Source organism: Methylobacterium sp. AC433 (assembly GCF_979253015.1).
In genome coordinates this window covers 127,559-143,192 of record NZ_CEEDBN010000006.1, presented here as the reverse complement: position 1 = coordinate 143,192, position 15,634 = coordinate 127,559, and the positions used below count along the sequence as shown (strand labels likewise).

The 15,634-nt window shown below is 71.8% G+C and carries 14 protein-coding genes; 11 read left to right on the top strand and 3 right to left on the bottom strand.

Features of this window, described 5'->3' with window-relative positions:
- Position 1: 1 nt before the first annotated feature.
- Entirely contained in the window at positions 2-1,294 is a 1,293-nt protein-coding gene (locus tag AC0IWM_RS11565) for a ferredoxin:protochlorophyllide reductase (ATP-dependent) subunit N (protein ID WP_471755070.1), read from the bottom strand.
- Positions 1,291-1,794, bottom strand: coding sequence for a 2-vinyl bacteriochlorophyllide hydratase (bchF, locus tag AC0IWM_RS11560; RefSeq protein ID WP_471755068.1), 504 nt, complete (start codon positions 1,792-1,794; stop codon positions 1,291-1,293). Before bchF ends, AC0IWM_RS11565 begins: the two co-directional genes overlap by 4 nt.
- Positions 1,795-2,222: 428 nt before the next feature.
- Here bchF and AC0IWM_RS11555 point away from each other — a divergent pair, with 428 nt between their 5' ends.
- The 9 genes from AC0IWM_RS11555 (at position 2,223) to AC0IWM_RS11515 (ending at position 11,710) form a co-directional block, all read left to right on the top strand.
- Positions 2,223-2,987: a cobalamin B12-binding domain-containing protein gene (locus tag AC0IWM_RS11555; RefSeq protein WP_471755066.1), complete on the top strand. Its 765-nt coding sequence runs from the start codon at positions 2,223-2,225 to the stop codon at positions 2,985-2,987.
- A 71-nt stretch (positions 2,988-3,058) separates the two neighbouring features.
- Positions 3,059-4,504, top strand: coding sequence for a transcriptional regulator PpsR (ppsR, locus tag AC0IWM_RS11550; RefSeq protein WP_471755064.1), 1,446 nt, complete (start codon positions 3,059-3,061; stop codon positions 4,502-4,504).
- A 134-nt stretch (positions 4,505-4,638) separates the two neighbouring features.
- Positions 4,639-5,523 (top strand): chlorophyll synthase ChlG, encoded by an 885-nt coding sequence (gene chlG / locus AC0IWM_RS11545; protein ID WP_471755062.1) that lies wholly within the window; start codon positions 4,639-4,641, stop codon positions 5,521-5,523.
- On the top strand, positions 5,523-6,866 hold the full coding sequence (locus AC0IWM_RS11540) for a BCD family MFS transporter (protein ID WP_471755060.1): 1,344 nt from the start codon (positions 5,523-5,525) through the stop codon (positions 6,864-6,866). The genes chlG and AC0IWM_RS11540 overlap by 1 nt, the downstream gene beginning before the upstream one ends.
- Positions 6,867-6,870: 4 nt before the next feature.
- A complete protein-coding gene (locus AC0IWM_RS11535) occupies positions 6,871-8,067 on the top strand; it encodes a geranylgeranyl diphosphate reductase (RefSeq protein WP_471755058.1) in 1,197 nt (398 codons plus the stop codon).
- Positions 8,064-8,561: a TspO/MBR family protein gene (locus AC0IWM_RS11530; RefSeq protein WP_471755057.1), complete on the top strand. Its 498-nt coding sequence runs from the start codon at positions 8,064-8,066 to the stop codon at positions 8,559-8,561. Before AC0IWM_RS11535 ends, AC0IWM_RS11530 begins: the two co-directional genes overlap by 4 nt.
- A gap of 3 nt (positions 8,562-8,564) precedes the next feature.
- The gene (locus AC0IWM_RS11525; RefSeq protein ID WP_471755055.1) at positions 8,565-8,882 is read left to right on the top strand and encodes a hypothetical protein; all 318 of its coding nucleotides are present in this window, start codon (positions 8,565-8,567) and stop codon (positions 8,880-8,882) included.
- Between the two features lie 33 nt (positions 8,883-8,915).
- Positions 8,916-10,496, top strand: a complete 1,581-nt coding sequence (locus tag AC0IWM_RS11520) for a c-type cytochrome (RefSeq protein WP_471755053.1) — start codon at positions 8,916-8,918, stop codon at positions 10,494-10,496.
- 338 nt (positions 10,497-10,834) lie between these two features.
- Positions 10,835-11,710, top strand: coding sequence for a heparin lyase I family protein (locus AC0IWM_RS11515; protein ID WP_471755051.1), 876 nt, complete (start codon positions 10,835-10,837; stop codon positions 11,708-11,710).
- A gap of 70 nt (positions 11,711-11,780) precedes the next feature.
- Here AC0IWM_RS11515 and map read toward each other — a convergent pair whose 3' ends face one another.
- On the bottom strand, positions 11,781-12,530 hold the full coding sequence (gene map / locus AC0IWM_RS11510) for a type I methionyl aminopeptidase (RefSeq protein WP_471755049.1): 750 nt from the start codon (positions 12,528-12,530) through the stop codon (positions 11,781-11,783).
- Positions 12,531-12,689: 159 nt separating this feature from the next.
- Here map and hrpB point away from each other — a divergent pair, with 159 nt between their 5' ends.
- Together hrpB and AC0IWM_RS11500 are read left to right on the top strand one after the other, a co-directional pair.
- The gene (hrpB, locus tag AC0IWM_RS11505) at positions 12,690-15,191 is read left to right on the top strand and encodes an ATP-dependent helicase HrpB (RefSeq protein ID WP_471755252.1); all 2,502 of its coding nucleotides are present in this window, start codon (positions 12,690-12,692) and stop codon (positions 15,189-15,191) included.
- Complete coding sequence (locus AC0IWM_RS11500; protein WP_471755047.1) at positions 15,188-15,631, top strand: DUF805 domain-containing protein; 444 nt, start codon at positions 15,188-15,190, stop codon at positions 15,629-15,631. Before hrpB ends, AC0IWM_RS11500 begins: the two co-directional genes overlap by 4 nt.
- Positions 15,632-15,634: the final 3 nt, after the last annotated feature.

The following is a 15,634-nucleotide window of genomic DNA, read 5'->3' as shown; positions in this document are numbered from 1 at the left end:
GTCAGACCTCCAGCCGGGTGCGGCGCTTCAGCGGGCGCGCGAAGAGCTCGGCGAGGTCCCCGGCCTGGTCGTAGCCCTGGATCGGGGTGAACAGCAGCTCGATCGACCACTTGGTCGCGAGACCCTCGGCTTCCAGCGGATTGGCGAGGCCGAGGCCGCAGATCGTGAGGTCGGGCTTCTCCGCCCGGCAGCGGTCCATCTGCGCATCGAGGTTCTGGCCCTCCACCACCCGGGTGCCGGCGGGCAGAAGCCCGAGCTCGGGCGCATGGTGCTGGCGGTGCAGGTAGGGCGTGCCGACCTCGATCAGTTGGGCGCCCATCTCGCGCGAGAGGAAGCGGGCGAGCGGCAGTTCGAGCTGCGAATCGGGGAAGAAGAACAGCCGCTTGCCGGCGAGCCGCTCCCGATAGAGGTCGAGGGCGACCGCGGCCCGGGCGCGGCCCGGAGCCGTGACCCGCGCGAAGCGCTCCGTCGGCACGTCGAAGGCCTCGGCGGCGGCGGCGAGCCAGCCGGTGGTGCCCTCGGAGCCGAGGGGGAAGGGCGCGGCGATCCGCTGGGCGCCGCGCGCCTCGAGGGCGCGGGCCGTGTCGGCCAGGAACGGCTGGGCGAGGAGGATCCGGGTGTTGGGTCCGACCGCCGGCAGGGACCCGGCGCGGCGCGCCGGCAGGAAGGCCACCTCGGCGAGGCCGAGATCGGCGAACAGGCGGGCGAACTGGTCTTCGACCACGTCGGCCAGCGCCCCGACCACGAGGAGCGCGGGGGCGGCGGTCTCGGGCGCGCGCGGCATTTCGGGGACGAGGGCGGCGAGGCAGGCATCCTCGCCCTGCGTGAAGGTGGTCTCGATGCCGCTGCCCGAGTAGCTCAGCACCCGCACGTCGGGATGGAAGCTCTGCGACAGGCGCTGGGCCGCGCGCGACAGGTCGAGCTTGATCACCTCTGAGGGGCAGGAGCCCACGAGGAACAGGAGACGGATATCGGGGCGACGCTCGATGAGGCGGCGCACCACCCGGTCGAGCTCCTCGTTGGCGTCGACCAGGCCGGCGAGGTCGCGCTCGTCGAGGATCGCGGTGGCGAAGCGCGGCTCGGCGAAGATCATCACGCCGGCGGCCGACTGGATCAGGTGGGCGCAGGTGCGCGAGCCGACCACGAGGAAGAAGGCGTCCTGGATCTTGCGGTGCAGCCAGACGATGCCGGTGAGACCGCAGAACACCGCGCGCTGGCCGCGCTCCTGGCGGATGTCGCAGCCCGTCTCGAGACCGGGGGCGGCAAGATCGGGAATCGGCGCGTGGGCGTTCATCGCGCGGCCTCCGCGACGAAACCGGCCGGCATCGCCTGGAGCCGGGCGGCCCTGAGCTTCAGCACGAACTGCGCGGCGTTGACGGCGTAGGAGGCGTAGGCGGCCAGCGCCAGGAGCATCAGCCCACCGGTGTCGAGGGCGCCCGTCGCCAGCGCCACGAGATAGGCGCTGTGCAGGGCCAGGACCAGCATGCTGACCATGTCCTCCCAGTAGAAGGCCGGCGCGAACAGGTAGCGGCCGAACACGGCCTTCTCCCAGATCGAGCCCGTGACCATGATCGCGTAGAGGAGGAGGGTCTTGACCACGACGGAGGCGTTGGCCGCCGTCGCGCCCTCACCTGTCCACAGGGTGCGCAGGACGAGCCCGAGACTCACGGCGAACACGAGGAATTGAAGCGGGGCGAGAACACCCTGGACGAGCGTCCAGCGGGTCGCGTCACGGCGGGCGCGCTGCTCGGAGTCGTAGAGAGGTCGTCTGGGCCTGTCCGCTCTCCGGATCATGCTGTCCGCCCCCCTTTCGGAGCCCCTTGCGACCAGGTCGCCGGGTCTCGTTGAAGGGAGGTTAGGAAGACGGTCCACGAGTGTCAAGCCAGCTTTACGTCAAAAGCTGATGACAGATTGAATGCAAAATAGTTATAGTCGTCGTATTGATAAAGTGAATTTGGAGCGTATCGTGCAGCTTCATCGCAGGGACCGGCAAAGCTGTCCCTCCCCGGCGCCGGGGTACTGAGGCGTGTGCTCAGACGTCCCGGAATTCGACGCGCAAGATCGAACCGACACGAAGCCGTCAGCCACATTGGGAGGGACCAATGGATGATGTGAGGCAATTCGGTGATCGATTGCGGTACGAACCATCCAGCCGGGATGTCGCAGACCTGTGCGAGGCTGGGATCAGTGCGCAGCTCGCGGTGTTCGGACAGGCGATCCGCTTGCAGCGGGACCTCGCGCGCGTCGTCGAATCCGAGATCATTCCGCGTCTGATGCTGGCCCACCGGATCGAACCGGCTCCCGAACCCACGGACGTGCTGCCGAGCGAGGAGCAGATCGCGGCCTTCACGGCGCTGATGCTCGATCCGGCCGGCGACGACCTGGAGAGCCGGCTCGCCGATCTCATGGCGAGCGGCCTCGGGACCGACAGCCTCCTCCTCGATCTCCTCGCGCCGACGGCCCGCCATCTCGGCACGCTGTGGGAGGAGGACCTCTGCGACTTCGTCGAGGTCACCCGCGCCATGGGCCGGCTTCAGCGGATCATGCGGGAGGTCACCAGCCGTTTTCGCAACGAGCCGGAAGCGCCGCCCGTCAACCGGAAGATCCTGCTGCTGCCCTGCCCCGGAGATTCCCACAGGTTTGGCCTGACCGTCGTGGAGCAGTTCTTCCGCGAGGCGGGCTGGTCCGTGACCTGCACGGTCTCATGGCCGGAGGAGGACAGCCTCCGGTGCGTCCGCGAGGAATGGTTCGACATCGTCGGCCTGTCCCTCGCCTGCGAGACCCTGTTCCCGACCATGACCGAGACCGTGGCGGCGCTACGCCGAAATTCCCGGAACGATGCGCTTCGGGTGATGGTTGGAGGTCCAGCCTTCGCCGCGAATCCCGACAGCTTCCGGCGCGTCGGCGCCGATGCGAGCGCCGGCGACGCCCGCTCGGCCCTGTCCGTCGCGGAATGTCTGCTTGATCTGCCCGTCAGACCCTGCTGAAAGACGTACCCGATCGCATTAGCCTGCCTTCCCGATCCACCCTGCCCGACCACATCCAGACGTGGTGACCCGTGACCAGCCTGGCGCTTCCTGCCACGAGCCATGCGCTCGCGGCGCTTCAAAAGTCACTCGGCCCCCTCGACGCGCAAGCGGCGGGATTGCTGGTGGCTGCCGCGACGGACCTGTCCCTGGTCATCGACGGCGAAGGCGTGATCCGGGAAGCGACCTTCGGCAGCGCCGACCTGACGGATGAGGGCTGCGATTCCTGGCTGGGTCGTCCCTGGGTCGACACGGTGACGGTCGAGAGCCGCCCGAAGATCGCCGCCCTCCTCAAGGATGCCGCCCCCAACGCGGTCACGCGCTGGCGCCAGGTCAACCACGTCTCACCGACCGGCACCGACCTGCCCGTCCGCTACGCCGCGATGCGGCTGGCGAAGGACGGGAAGATCCTCGTCCTCGGCCGAAACCTGCGCGCGATGGCGTCGCTGCAGCGGACCCTGGCCGAGACGCAGCAGGCGCTGGAACGCGATTACCTGCGCATGCGCGGGGCCGAGACCCGCTACCGCCTGTTGTTCCAGCTCGGATCGGAGCCGGTCCTCGTGGTCGACGCCGCGACGCGGCGGGTCACCGAGGTGAACCCGGCCGCCGCCCGCCTCATCGGCCGCGCCGAGAAGCGGATCGTCGGTCAGGACGCCGTCGACCTGTTCGACGCGGTCGGCGCCCGCGACCTCGAATCGCTGTTCGCGGGCCTCCGGGTGACCGGGCAGGCCGCCGACCTCGAAGCCAAGCTCGGGCACGGGCGCGGCGCGGTGCGGGTCTCCGCCTCGCTGTTCCGTCAGGAGAACGCCACCAGCATCCTCCTGCGCCTCGCCTCGCCGGAGCCGGTGGAGACCGGTGCGGCCCGCACCGGTGCGGGCGCCCTCGATGTCCTGCGGAACCTGCCGGAGGGCTTCGTCGTCACCGACCAGTCCCGGCGCGTCCTCATGGCCAACCCGGCCTTCCTCGATCTGGTGCAGCTCGCCACCGAGGAGCAGGTTCGCGGCCAGCCGCTCGACAACTGGATCGGGCGAGAGGAATCGGAGGCCGCGGCGCTGTTCGCGACGCTGGTCCAGCACGGCTCCGTCCGCCACTTCCCGACCCATATCCGTGGGGCCTACGGCAACATCGAGGACGTGGAGGTGGCCGCCGTCTCGGTGACGGGCGGCAGCCAGCCCTGCATCGGCTTCACCCTTCGCGCCACCCCCCGGCGGGCGGCGGCCGTCTCCGGCGGTCGCGAGTTGCCGCGCTCGGTCGAGCAGATGACCGAGCTCGTCGGGCGCGTCTCGATGAAGAACCTCGTGCGCGAATCGACCGATCTCATCGAGCGCCTCTGCATCGAGGCCGCCCTGCGGATCACCCGCGACAACCGCGCCTCGGCCGCCGAGATGCTCGGCCTGAGCCGGCAGGGCCTCTACGCTAAGATGCATCGCTACGGCATCGGCGACCTCGACGCACGGGACGTCACCGACGAGGCGTGATGCTTCGCGGGTGCGTGCGCGACGCGCCGCCCCCCCTTACCGATCGGCAATATTGTTCCCAGCCCGTCGCGGCTCACGACAATGTTGTAAATCAAACTTGACACTCGTGGGTGTGAAAATCTAGCGTCGTCTCCATGGCAACGCCTGCACCCAGCGCCCTCGTCGAGCTTCTGAAGCCGATCACATGGTTCGCGCCGATGTGGGCCTTCACCTGCGGCGTCGTCTCCTCCGGGGCCTCGCCCTCCGGGCAGTGGCCGGTCATCGCCGCCGGCGTGATCCTGGCCGGTCCCCTGGTCTGCGCCACCTCGCAGGCGGTCAACGACTGGTACGATCGCCACGTCGACGCGATCAACGAGCCGCACCGGCCGATCCCCTCCGGCCGCATGCCGGGGCGATGGGGCCTCTACGTCGCCTTCGGCTGGACGTTTCTGTCGCTCCTCGTCGCCGCGGCCCTGGGGCCGTGGATCCTCGGCGCCGCCCTCTTCGGCCTGGTCCTGGCCTGGATCTACAGTGCGCCGCCGCTGCGCCTGAAGCGCAACGGCTGGTGGGGCAACACGGCGGTCGCGCTCTGCTACGAGGGCCTGCCCTGGTTCACCGGAGCCGCCGTGATGGCGGCCGCCGTTCCGGACTGGCGGGTGCTCCTCGTGGCGCTGCTCTACTCGGTCGGTGCCCACGGCATCATGACCCTCAACGACTTCAAGTCGGTTGAGGGCGACGGCCGCACCGGCATCCGCTCCCTGCCCGTGCAGCTCGGCACCCTGGGCGCCGCCCGCCTCGCCTGCCTCGTCATGGCGGTGCCGCAGCTCGCCGTGATCCTCGGCCTGTTCGCCTGGAACCGCCCCTGGCACGGCACGGTGATCGGGGTCCTGCTGCTCGGGCAGTTCGTCCTGATGCGCCGCCTCCTGGCCGCGCCCCGCGAGCGGGCCGCCTGGTACAACGGCACCGGCACCACCCTCTACGTGCTCGGCATGCTGGTGGCGGCCTTCGCCCTGCGGCCCCTCGTCCAGGGAGGTCCGTGATGCCGAACCCGTCCTTCGGCTGGCTCGCCATCGTCCGTCTCGGCCTCGTGCAGACCGCGCTCGGCGCCGTCGTGGTCCTCATGACCTCGACCATCAACCGCGTGATGGTGGTGGAGCTCGCCCTGCCGGCGATCGTGCCGGGTGGACTCATCGCCCTGCACTACGCGGTGCAGGTCCTGCGCCCGCGCTGGGGCTACGGCTCCGACCGCACCGGCCGGCGCACACCCTGGATCATCGGCGGCATGGCGGCCCTGGCGCTGGGGGGCTTCGGCGCAGCCGTGGCCACCGCCCTCGCCGAGACGCACCAGAGTGCGGGCCTTGCCCTGGCGGTGCTCTCGTTTCTCACCGTCGGCATGGGCGCCGGCGCCGCCGGAACCTCGCTCCTCGTGCTGCTCGCCACCGGCGTCGACGCGCGCCGCCGCGGGGCCGCCGCCACCGTGGTCTGGGTGATGATGATCGCGGGCTTCGCCATCACCGCGCCCCTGGCCGGGCACTTCCTCGATCCCTTCTCGGGCGCACGGCTGGTCGCGGTCTCCGGCACGGTCTCCCTCGTCGCGTTCACGCTGGCCGCCCTCGCGCTGCGCGGCGTCGAGCCGGCATCGCGCCCGTCGGCCGGTACCGACGCGGCCGAGAAGCGTCCCTTCCGCGAGGTGCTGGCGCGGGTCTGGGCCGAGCCGGAATCCCGGCGCTTCACGATCTTCATCTTCATGGCGATGCTGGCCTACAGCGCGCAGGAACTGATCCTCGAACCCTTCGCCGGCCTCGTCTTCGCGATGACGCCGGGGGTGACCACCAAGCTCGCGGGCCTGCAGCACGGCGGCGTGCTCGCCGGCATGCTCACGGTCGCGGGCGTCACCATGGGCATCGGCGGTCCGGTGCTCGGCTCCCTCAAGGTCTGGACCACGCTGGGCTGCGTCGGCTCGGCCCTCGCGCTCCTCGCCATCGCCGGCGGTGGCCTCGCGGGCGCCGACTTCCCCTTGCGGGTGCCGGTCTTCGCCCTCGGCCTGTTCAACGGCATCTTCGCGGTGGCGGCCATCGGCTCGATGATGGCGCTGGCCGGGGCCGGCGGCGAGGCCGAGCGCGGCACCCGGATGGGTGTCTGGGGCGCGGCCCAGGGCGTGGCCTTCGGGGCCGGCGGCTTCCTCGGCACGGTCGCGGTGGACCTCGCCCGCCTCGTCACGCCCCGGGTCGTCGACGCCTATGCCAGCGTGTTCGCCGCCGAGGCGCTGCTCTTCGTGCTCGCCGCCGCCCTCGCCCTGCGCATCGCCCACGCTCCGGCGACGCAGGTGCCGCGGGGCCTGCGCCGCCCTTCGTCGTTCGAGGCATCGCTTTCCACGAGGTGAGATCATGGCTGCCGTCCGGGACACCGACCTCGAGACCTACGACGTAGTGGTGGTGGGCGGCGGCCCGGCGGGCGCGACGGCGGCCACCGACCTCGCGCGGAGCGGACGGCGCGTCCTGCTCCTCGACAAGCCCGGACGGATCAAGCCCTGCGGCGGCGCGATCCCGCCCCGCCTGATCCGCGACTTCGCCATCCCCGACCATCTCCTCGTCGCCCGCATCCGCTCGGCCCGCATGGTCTCGCCCAAGGACAAGCGGGTGGACATGCCGATCGGCGACGGCTTCGTCGGCATGGTCGACCGGGCCGATTTCGACCCGTGGCTGCGGGAGCGTGCGGCCGCGGCCGGCGCGGTGCTCCGGCCCGCCACCTTCCGCCACATCGAGCGCGACGCGGAGGGCGCCTGCGTGCACTACCTCGAGGACGGCTTTCCCCGCGCGGCGCGGGCACGCCTCGTCATCGGCGCCGACGGGGCGAGTTCCCCCGTCGGCCGGGCGGAGATCCCCGGCCACGCCACCATGCGGCAGGTCTTCGCCTATCACGAGATCGTCCGGCTGCCGAAGACGGGCCCCCACGACGTCGAGGCGACCCGCTGCGACGTCTACTACCAGGGCAAGCTCTCGCCCGACTTCTACGCCTGGGTCTTCCCGCACGGGGACACGGTGAGCATCGGCACCGGCAGCGCCCGCAAGGGCTTCTCCCTGCGCGGCGCGATCCGGGCGCTGCGCGCCTCCACCGGCCTCGAAGGCGGCGAGACCGTCCGGCGCGAGGGTGCCCCCCTCCCCCTGAAGCCCCTGCGCCGCTGGGACAACGGCCGCGACGTCCTCCTGACCGGGGACGCCGCCGGCATCGTGGCCCCGGCCTCGGGCGAAGGCATCTACTACGCCATGCTCGGCGGCCGCCTCGCCGCGGAGGCGGCCCAGACCTTCCTCGCGACGGGGCAGGCCCGGGCGCTCGCCGGGGCGCGGCGCAACTTCATGCGCCTGCACGGGCGGGTCTTCCTGATCCTGCGGATCATGCAGGCGGTCTGGTACCGCAACGACGGCCTGCGCGAGCGCTTCGTCTCGATCTGCCGGGACCGCGACGTGCAGCAGCTGACCTGGGATTCGTACATGAACAAGGAGCTGGTCCGGGCCAAGCCCGCGGCCCATGCGCGGATCTTCTTCAAGGATCTCGCGCACCTGTTCCGCTGGGTCTCGCCATGACCCTCGACGGAGCGGGGGGCTGGGGACCGGCCGCCGTCGCGGCCGTCACGGCGATCCTCGTGGCGCTGGCGGGCGGGCTCCTGACCACCACCGGGCCCTGGTATCAGGCCCTGCGGCGCCCCGCCTGGAAGCCGCCGGACTGGGCCTTCGGCCCGGTCTGGACCACGATCTTCACACTGACGGCGGTCTCGGCCGTGCTCGCCTGGAACGCCGATGCGAGCGCGTCGGCCCGCACCGCCCTGGTGATCGCCTACGCGGTCAACGCCGTCCTCAACATCGCCTGGAGCGGCCTGTTCTTCCGCCTGCGCCGTCCCGACTGGGCCTTCGTCGAGGTGCTGTTCCTCTGGCTCTCGATCGGGGTGCTCATCATTGTCACAGGGCGCGTGCACGGGATGGCTGCCCTTCTCCTGCTGCCCTACCTCGTTTGGGTCGGGGTCGCCGCCTGCCTGAACCGGGCGATCGTCCGCCTCAATGGCCCGTTCCGGAGCGCGTGAGCGATGGAGGCACTGATTGCCAGCGGTCACTTGGTCGATGGCATCCTGCTCCTCGTCGCGATCGAGGCGCTGGGCCTGATCCTCTGGAGCCGTCGGAGCCGGGGCACCTGGCCGCTCGCGCTCCTGTGCAACCTGACCTCCGGCGCGGCCCTGATGCTGGCGCTGCGCTGTGCCCTGACCGGCGCCGGCTGGACCGTGATCGCCGGATGCCTCGCCCTGGCCGGGCTGGCCCACGTCACCGAGATGGCCCTGCGCCTCGGCCGCCCTGCCTTTCCCGCCTCGTCCGTCCGCCTTCGCGAACCCCACGACACGCGCGCCTGACCGCCCCCGACCCCACAGACCCGGAGAGACGCCATGGAATACCGCCGTACCGCTCTCCGTCTGGGGGCCGGCCTCGTTCTCGGATTGAGCGCCCACGGCGTCTTGGCACAGGGCGTCTCGGCACAGGACGCCGACCTGATCAAGCGCGGCGAGTACCTCGCGACCGCCGGTGACTGCGTCGCCTGCCACACCGCGCCGGACGGCAAGCCCTTCGCCGGCAACTACGTGCTCAACACGCCGATCGGGAAGATCCGCACGCCGAACCTGACCCCGGACCCGGAGACCGGCCTCGGCAAGTGGAGCGCCGACGACTTCTACCGGGCCTTCCACGAGGGCATCACCAAGGACGGCTCCTACCTCTACCCGGCCTTCCCCTTCGCCTGGTACACCAAGGTCACGCGCGCCGATTCCGACGCGATCTTCGCCTACCTCAAGTCGCTGCCGGCGGTGCACGAGCCGCGCAAGCCCTCCGAGATCCCGTTCCCCTTCAACATCCGCACCGCGCTCATCACCTGGCGGACCGCCTTCTTCACGGCCGGCGAGTTCCAGCCCGACCCGCAGGCGAGCGCCGAGGTCAACCGCGGCGGCTACCTCGTCGAGGGACTCGGCCATTGCGGCATGTGCCACAACGCCAACAAGATCGTCGGCAACAGCGGCCTGGCCGGGAAGCTCGGCGGCGGCGTCATCGACGGCTGGTACGCGCCCAACATCACGCCCGACGATCACACCGGCATCGGCGGCTGGAGCGACGAGCAGGTCGTGACCTACCTGAAGACCGGCGCCGCCCCCGGGAACCAGCCGGGCGTCGCGGCCGGCCCGATGCGCCAGACCATTGAGGAATCGCTGTCGAAGATGACCGACGCGGACCTGAAGGCGATGGTGGCCTACCTGCGCACGCAGAAGGCCAAGGAGAGCTACAAGGTCAAGGACATCCAGGCCTTCAACCAGGCGGACGCGCCGGGCGCCGCGACCTATCTCAGCTACTGCTCCTCCTGCCACAAGCCGGACGGCAAGGGCGTCGAGGGCGCGATCCCGGCGCTCGCCGGCAACACCTCGGTGCAGGCGCAGGGACCCGAGACGGTGATCCGGGTGATCCTCGGCGGCCTCTCGGCCCAGAACGGCTACGCACCGATGCCGGCCATCGGCGCCGGCATGACGGACCAAGAGGTGGCCGACGTCACCGACTACGTCCGAAACGCCTGGGGCAACGCCGCCCCGGTGATCAGCGAGCGCGGCATCGTCGCCACCGCGCGCAAGGCGACCGAGACCATGCTAGCCGGCACCGCGCCCTGTGCCGAGATCGCTCAGCCGGACATCGCCAAGGCGGTGGCGGATTCGGGCGCGGCGCAGAGCCTCGCCGGACTCGATCCCGAGAACTTCATCCCGACGGTCAACGCGCTGCTGCCGAAGATCAAGGCGGCCGTTCCGGACGCCAAGGGCGACGACATCGTCAACGGGCTGACCACGGCCTTCTGCAAGGCCGGCCGGAACGATGCGCGCTACGACAAGGCCGGCTGGCACGCCGTGATCGGCAGCTTCGCCAGCATCACCTATGCGCAGCTGAAGAATCCCGAGCGCAAAGCCGCCGGCATGGGCACGACGCCGACGCCGTGATCGAATCGCGCGGACCGTCGCCCGCGGTTTCGGCCCGGCCGTCGCCGGGTCTCGGACGAAAGCCGGCGTTCGCATGGCGGCGGCAGACGCGACACGTTTCGCAGAGAGACGCGCCGCGACCCGAGAGGCCGGACACCGGAGCGGATCGGTCCGCAGGACGGCGACGGCCCGTCCCCATCGCTTCATCGTGGCGGATCGCAGCCGCCGGACCGAGGCCACGCCCCGCGACGGCCGGAGGATTTTTCAAAGTTCGGACAATGTCTCGCATCAGGAAGGAGGAACGCACGGAGAAACCCGGTCATCTCGCCGGGTTCCCGGACTTGAGCGGGGACGTCGGCATGACCTTGAGCAGGAGAGACGTTCTCGCCGCAGCATCGACGCTGATCGGCATCACGGACGCCGTGGCAGCTTCGGGAAAGGCCGTCGGCCCGGCCGAACCGGCGGCGCGGGCGACAGCGGCGAACGGGCCGTCCTCGAGCGGGTACCGGGCGGTCGACAACAACGCCTTCGTCACCCTGGCGGGCCAGAAATGGCAGGCCCAGACCGGCGCGCCCGGTGGGGTTTCGGTGAGCGACGCCGACATGGTGCGGTTCGCCGCCAGGACCGGCGAGCGGGCGAGTTTCGATCCGCCCCGGAAGATCCGTGCGGAACTCTGCGGCCAGCAGCGCTACGCCAAGGGCGAACCCATCCGGTTCTCCGGAGCGGTCACGGTCGACCGGGCCAGCCGGATCACCGGGACGGATTGGTGCTCGTTCCTCCAGATCCACCAGGCCGACCCGGTCCGGTCCAACGGCCAATTCGCGATGGCCTCGCCCCTGTTCGCGGTCGACCTGAGCCTGGATCGATCGGGCAAGCCGGTCCTGCGGGCGCGCGGCGAGACCGGGAAGGGCGAGCAGCGGACGTTCTCGCCGATGCGGATCTTCGGATCGGCGCCGTTCGCCTTCGGCGTCGAGCACAGCTTCTCGCTGGAGGCGACCGACGGTCACGGTGACGCGGGACGGATCCGGTTCCTGCTCGATGGACGGCCGGTCGGCGACTTCAGCGGACCGACGGGATACGAGTACGTGGATCTCCTGAAGGACGCGCTCCCTGGGCGGCAGCAGCTGACCGGCTCCTATCTCAAGATGGGCATCTATGCCGGCAAGTTCAGCGGCAACACGCCGCCGCCCGACGTGTTCGTGGCCTATACGTTCCGGCGCCTGAAGACCGGTTGATCGGTCGCGTCGGCGCACGATCTCGCTCGCCACGGCCTGCCCGCCGCATTCCGGGATGCGCGACGCCGGGTCACCCGGCCATGGTGATGATGAGCGGGCCGTTTCGGGTGGCCACCACCGTGTGCTCGTACTGGACCGTGAGCGCGTTCGGCCGGCTGTAGAGGGTCCAGGGATCGTCGCCGTCCTCGGCGAATTCGGCGCCGAGGGAGAGGAAGGGCTCCACGGTGAAGACCAGGCCCTCCGTCGCGATCCGCCGCTCGGAGGCGTCGGGCCAGGTGGCGATCTCCGTCGGCTCCTCGTGGAGGGAATGGCCGACGCCGTGGCTGGCGAGGTTGCGCACCAGGGTGTAGCCGTTCCGGCGCGCGAAGGCGCCGACCGCCTGGCCGATGGCGGCGATCGGCTTGCCGGTGCCGACCTGGCGCAGGCCGGTCCACATGGCCCGCCGTCCGTCCTTGCACAGGCGCTCGACCGCCCGGGTCACCGGCGGCACGGGGAAGGAGGCGCCGGTATCGGCGAAGTAGCCGTCCTTCTCCGCGGAGACGTCGATGTTGACGAGGTCGCCCGGGTTGATCCGGCGCGGGCCCGGGATGCCGTGCGCGATCTCCTCGTTGACGCTGATGCAGGTGGCGCCGGGAAAGCCGTAGGCCAGTTCCGGCGCCGGACGGGCGCCGGAGGCTTCCAGGAGCCGGCGCCCGATCGCATCGAGCTCCAGCGTGGTCATCCCGGGCTCGATCGCCCCGCCCATTGCCTCCAGCGTGGTGGCGACGATGCGCCCGATCCGCTTCAGTGCCGCCAGATCGTCGTCGCCCGCTACCGTCATGTCGCTGTCCCTCAAGGGCCGCCCGGAGAGGCCGGCCGCTCGCGCGTTCGCTTCCGTCGGACAACCCATAGCCGACCTGGTGCACCTGGACGAAGCCGCGTCCCCACGGGGCAGCGCCGCGGCTTGCGGATCGCGCCGGATCGCGTCACCAGCAACGTGATGGCCCATCCCGCCCCCGTCGCCGTATCCGATCTGCCCATCGAGGCCGCCCTTCCGGCCCTGCGCGCGGCTCTCGCGGCCGGCCCCGCCGCCGTGCTCGTCGCCCCCCCGGGCGCCGGCAAGACCACCCGTGTGCCCCTCGCCCTCCTCGACGCGCCCTGGCTGCGGCCGTCCGACAAGATCGTCCTGCTGGAGCCGCGCCGCCTCGCCGCCCGCGGGGCGGCCGAGCGCATGGCCGCCACCCTCGGCGAGCGGGTCGGCGACACCATCGGCCTGCGGGTCCGCCTCGGCTCGAAGGTCTCGGGCCGCACCCGGATCGAGGTTATCACCGAGGGCGTGTTCACCCGGATGATCCTCGACGATCCGGAGCTGACCGGCATCGGCGCGGTCCTCTTCGACGAATTCCACGAGCGCTCCCTCGACGCGGATCTCGGCCTCGCCCTCGCCCTCGACGCACAGGGCGCCCTGCGCGAGGACCTGCGCCTCCTCGTGATGTCGGCGACCCTCGACGGCGCCCGGGTCGCCGGCCTCCTCGGCGCGGCCCCGGTGATCGAGTCGGAGGGCCGCGCCTACCCGGTCGAGACGCGGTACTGGGACCGCGACCCGAACCGGCGGATCGAGGACGTGATGGCGGAGGCCATCCTGCGGGCCCTGCGCGCCGATCCCGGCTCGGTGCTCGGTTTCCTGCCGGGCCAGAGCGAGATCCGCCGGGTCGCGGCGCTGCTGGCGGACCGGGTCGACGAGGCCACCGAGATCGCGCCGCTCTACGGCGCGCTGACACCCGCCGAGCAGGACCGCTCCGTCGCCCCCGCGCCGGCGGGTCGCCGTAAAGTCGTGCTCGCCACCAGCATCGCCGAGACCTCGCTGACCATCCAGGGCGTGCGCATCGTCGTCGATTCCGGCCTGTCGCGCGTGCCCGTCTACGAGCCCGGCCTCGGCCTGACCCGCCTCGTCACCGCGCGGGCCTCGCGCGCCTCCGTCGACCAGCGCCGCGGCCGTGCCGGCCGCACCGAGCCGGGCATCTGCCACCGCCTCTGGGCGGAGGCGGCCACCAACGCCCTCGAGCCCTTCACCCGCCCGGAGATCCTGGCCGCCGACCTCTCGGGCCTGGTCCTCGACTGCGCCGCCTGGGGCGTCTCCGATCCCGCGACGCTCGCCTTCCTCGACGCGCCCCCCGCCCCCGCTCTGGCCGAAGCGCGGGCGATGCTGCGCGACCTCGGCGCGATCGAGGCGGATGGCCGCCTGACCGAGACCGGCCGCGCCCTGCGCGCACTGCCCCTGCCGCCGCGCCTCGCCCGCATGGTCGTCGGCGCGGCGGGATACGGCACGGCCCGCGCAGCGGCCGATCTCGCGGCGGTGCTGGTCGAGCGCGGACTCGGCGGAGACGACACCGACGTCGCCCAGCGGGCCGAGCGCTTCGCCCGCGACCGCGCCCAGCGGGCCGCGGACATGCGCCGCCTCGCCCAGGGCTGGGCACGGCAGGCGGAGGGTTTCGCGGCACGGCGCGCGGGCGCGCCCGCCGGCCTCGACATGAGCGAGGCCGGGCCTCTCCTCGCCCTGGCCTATCCCGACCGCGTCGCGCGGGCCCGGGGCCGCGACGGCGAGTTCGTGATGGCCAACGGGCGGGCCGGGCGGGTCGACGCGGCCTCGGCCCTGGCCCGCGAGCCGTTCCTCGTGGTCGCGGACATCACCGGCACCGCCGCCCAGGGACGCATCCTCGCGGCGGCCCCGATCAGACTGGAGGCGATCGAGGCCCTGTTCGGACAAACGATCGAGGCGACGACGCAGGTCGCCTTCGACCGGACCGCGCGCGCCCTGCGTGCCCGGTCCCTGCGGCGCCTCGGGTCCCTGACCCTGGGAGAGCGTACCCTGCCGGTGCCGGCGGACCTCGCCTCGGCGGAGATCCTGGCGCGGGGCGTCGCCGAGATCGGCCTCCAGGTTCTGCCGTGGACACCGGCCCTGACCCAGTGGCGCGCCCGCCTGCGCTTCCTGCGCGAGGCCGATCCCGAGACCTGGCCGGACCTCTCCGACGCCCGGCTCCTGAGCACGATCGAGGCGTGGCTGGCGCCCGAGATCGTCGGACGCACCAGCCTCGACGCGATCAACGCCGACGACCTAGCGCGCGCCCTCCAGGCGCTTCTGCCCTGGACCCTGCGCGCCCGGCTCGACACGGAGGCGCCGACCCATGTCGAGGTGCCCACCGGGTCGCGGATCGCCCTCGACTACGATGCCGAGGGGGGGCCGGTGCTCGCCGTGCGGGTGCAGGAGCTGTTCGGGCTCGAACGCCACCCGAGCATCGCCGCCGGGCGCATCCCCCTGGTGCTGCACCTGCTCTCACCGGCCTCGCGGCCGATCCAGATCACCCGCGACCTGCCGGGCTTCTGGCGCGGATCGTGGAGCGCCGTGCGCTCGGAGATGCGCGGGCGCTACCCGCGCCATCCCTGGCCGGAGGATCCGGTCGCCGAACCGCCGACCCGGCGGGTGAAGCCGAGGGGCCCGTGACGCCGCGCCTCCGTGCCACCCTCGCCCTCTACGATCCGCGCGGGCGGCTCGCCGCACCGGCCTATCGGCAGCGCCTGATCCGGACGCTCCTCCTCGGCTTCGGGCTGCTCTGCCTCGGCATCTGGCTCGCGAGCCTCGGCCTGCGCTGGGCGGGATTTCTCGCGGTGGCCGGCATCCTGCCGGTCCTGGCCGCGCTCGCGATCCAGACGATCCGGCGCCTGCACGACCGGAACCGCAGCGGCGTCTGGCTCGCGGTCTATGCCGTCGCGGAGGCCGTGAGCGTGCTGCCCCTGGAGCGGGCCGTGGACACCCATCCCCTCCCCGTCATCGCCCTGGTGCTGGCCATGCTCGGCTTCTTCGTGTGGTTCTTCGTCGAGACGGTCGTCCGGTCCGGGAGCCCGGGCGCAAACCGCTACGGCCCGGACCCCCGCGCGCCGTGAGCG

Excerpts from the sequence above, each read along its gene's own strand:
- bchF (WP_471755068.1), bottom strand. The coding sequence starts at position 1,794 with ATGATCCGGAGAGCGGACAGGCCCAGACGACCTCTCTACGACTCCGAG.
- AC0IWM_RS11530 (WP_471755057.1), top strand. The coding sequence starts at position 8,064 with ATGACCCTCGACGGAGCGGGGGGCTGGGGACCGGCCGCCGTCGCGGCC.
- chlG (WP_471755062.1), top strand. The coding sequence starts at position 4,639 with ATGGCAACGCCTGCACCCAGCGCCCTCGTCGAGCTTCTGAAGCCGATC.
- AC0IWM_RS11515 (WP_471755051.1), top strand. The coding sequence starts at position 10,835 with ATGACCTTGAGCAGGAGAGACGTTCTCGCCGCAGCATCGACGCTGATC.
- AC0IWM_RS11525 (WP_471755055.1), top strand. The coding sequence starts at position 8,565 with ATGGAGGCACTGATTGCCAGCGGTCACTTGGTCGATGGCATCCTGCTC.
- AC0IWM_RS11540 (WP_471755060.1), top strand. The coding sequence starts at position 5,523 with ATGCCGAACCCGTCCTTCGGCTGGCTCGCCATCGTCCGTCTCGGCCTC.
- map (WP_471755049.1), bottom strand. The coding sequence starts at position 12,530 with ATGACGGTAGCGGGCGACGACGATCTGGCGGCACTGAAGCGGATCGGG.
- AC0IWM_RS11520 (WP_471755053.1), top strand. The coding sequence starts at position 8,916 with ATGGAATACCGCCGTACCGCTCTCCGTCTGGGGGCCGGCCTCGTTCTC.
- AC0IWM_RS11535 (WP_471755058.1), top strand. The coding sequence starts at position 6,871 with ATGGCTGCCGTCCGGGACACCGACCTCGAGACCTACGACGTAGTGGTG.
- AC0IWM_RS11565 (WP_471755070.1), bottom strand. The coding sequence starts at position 1,294 with ATGAACGCCCACGCGCCGATTCCCGATCTTGCCGCCCCCGGTCTCGAG.
- hrpB (WP_471755252.1), top strand. The coding sequence starts at position 12,690 with ATGGCCCATCCCGCCCCCGTCGCCGTATCCGATCTGCCCATCGAGGCC.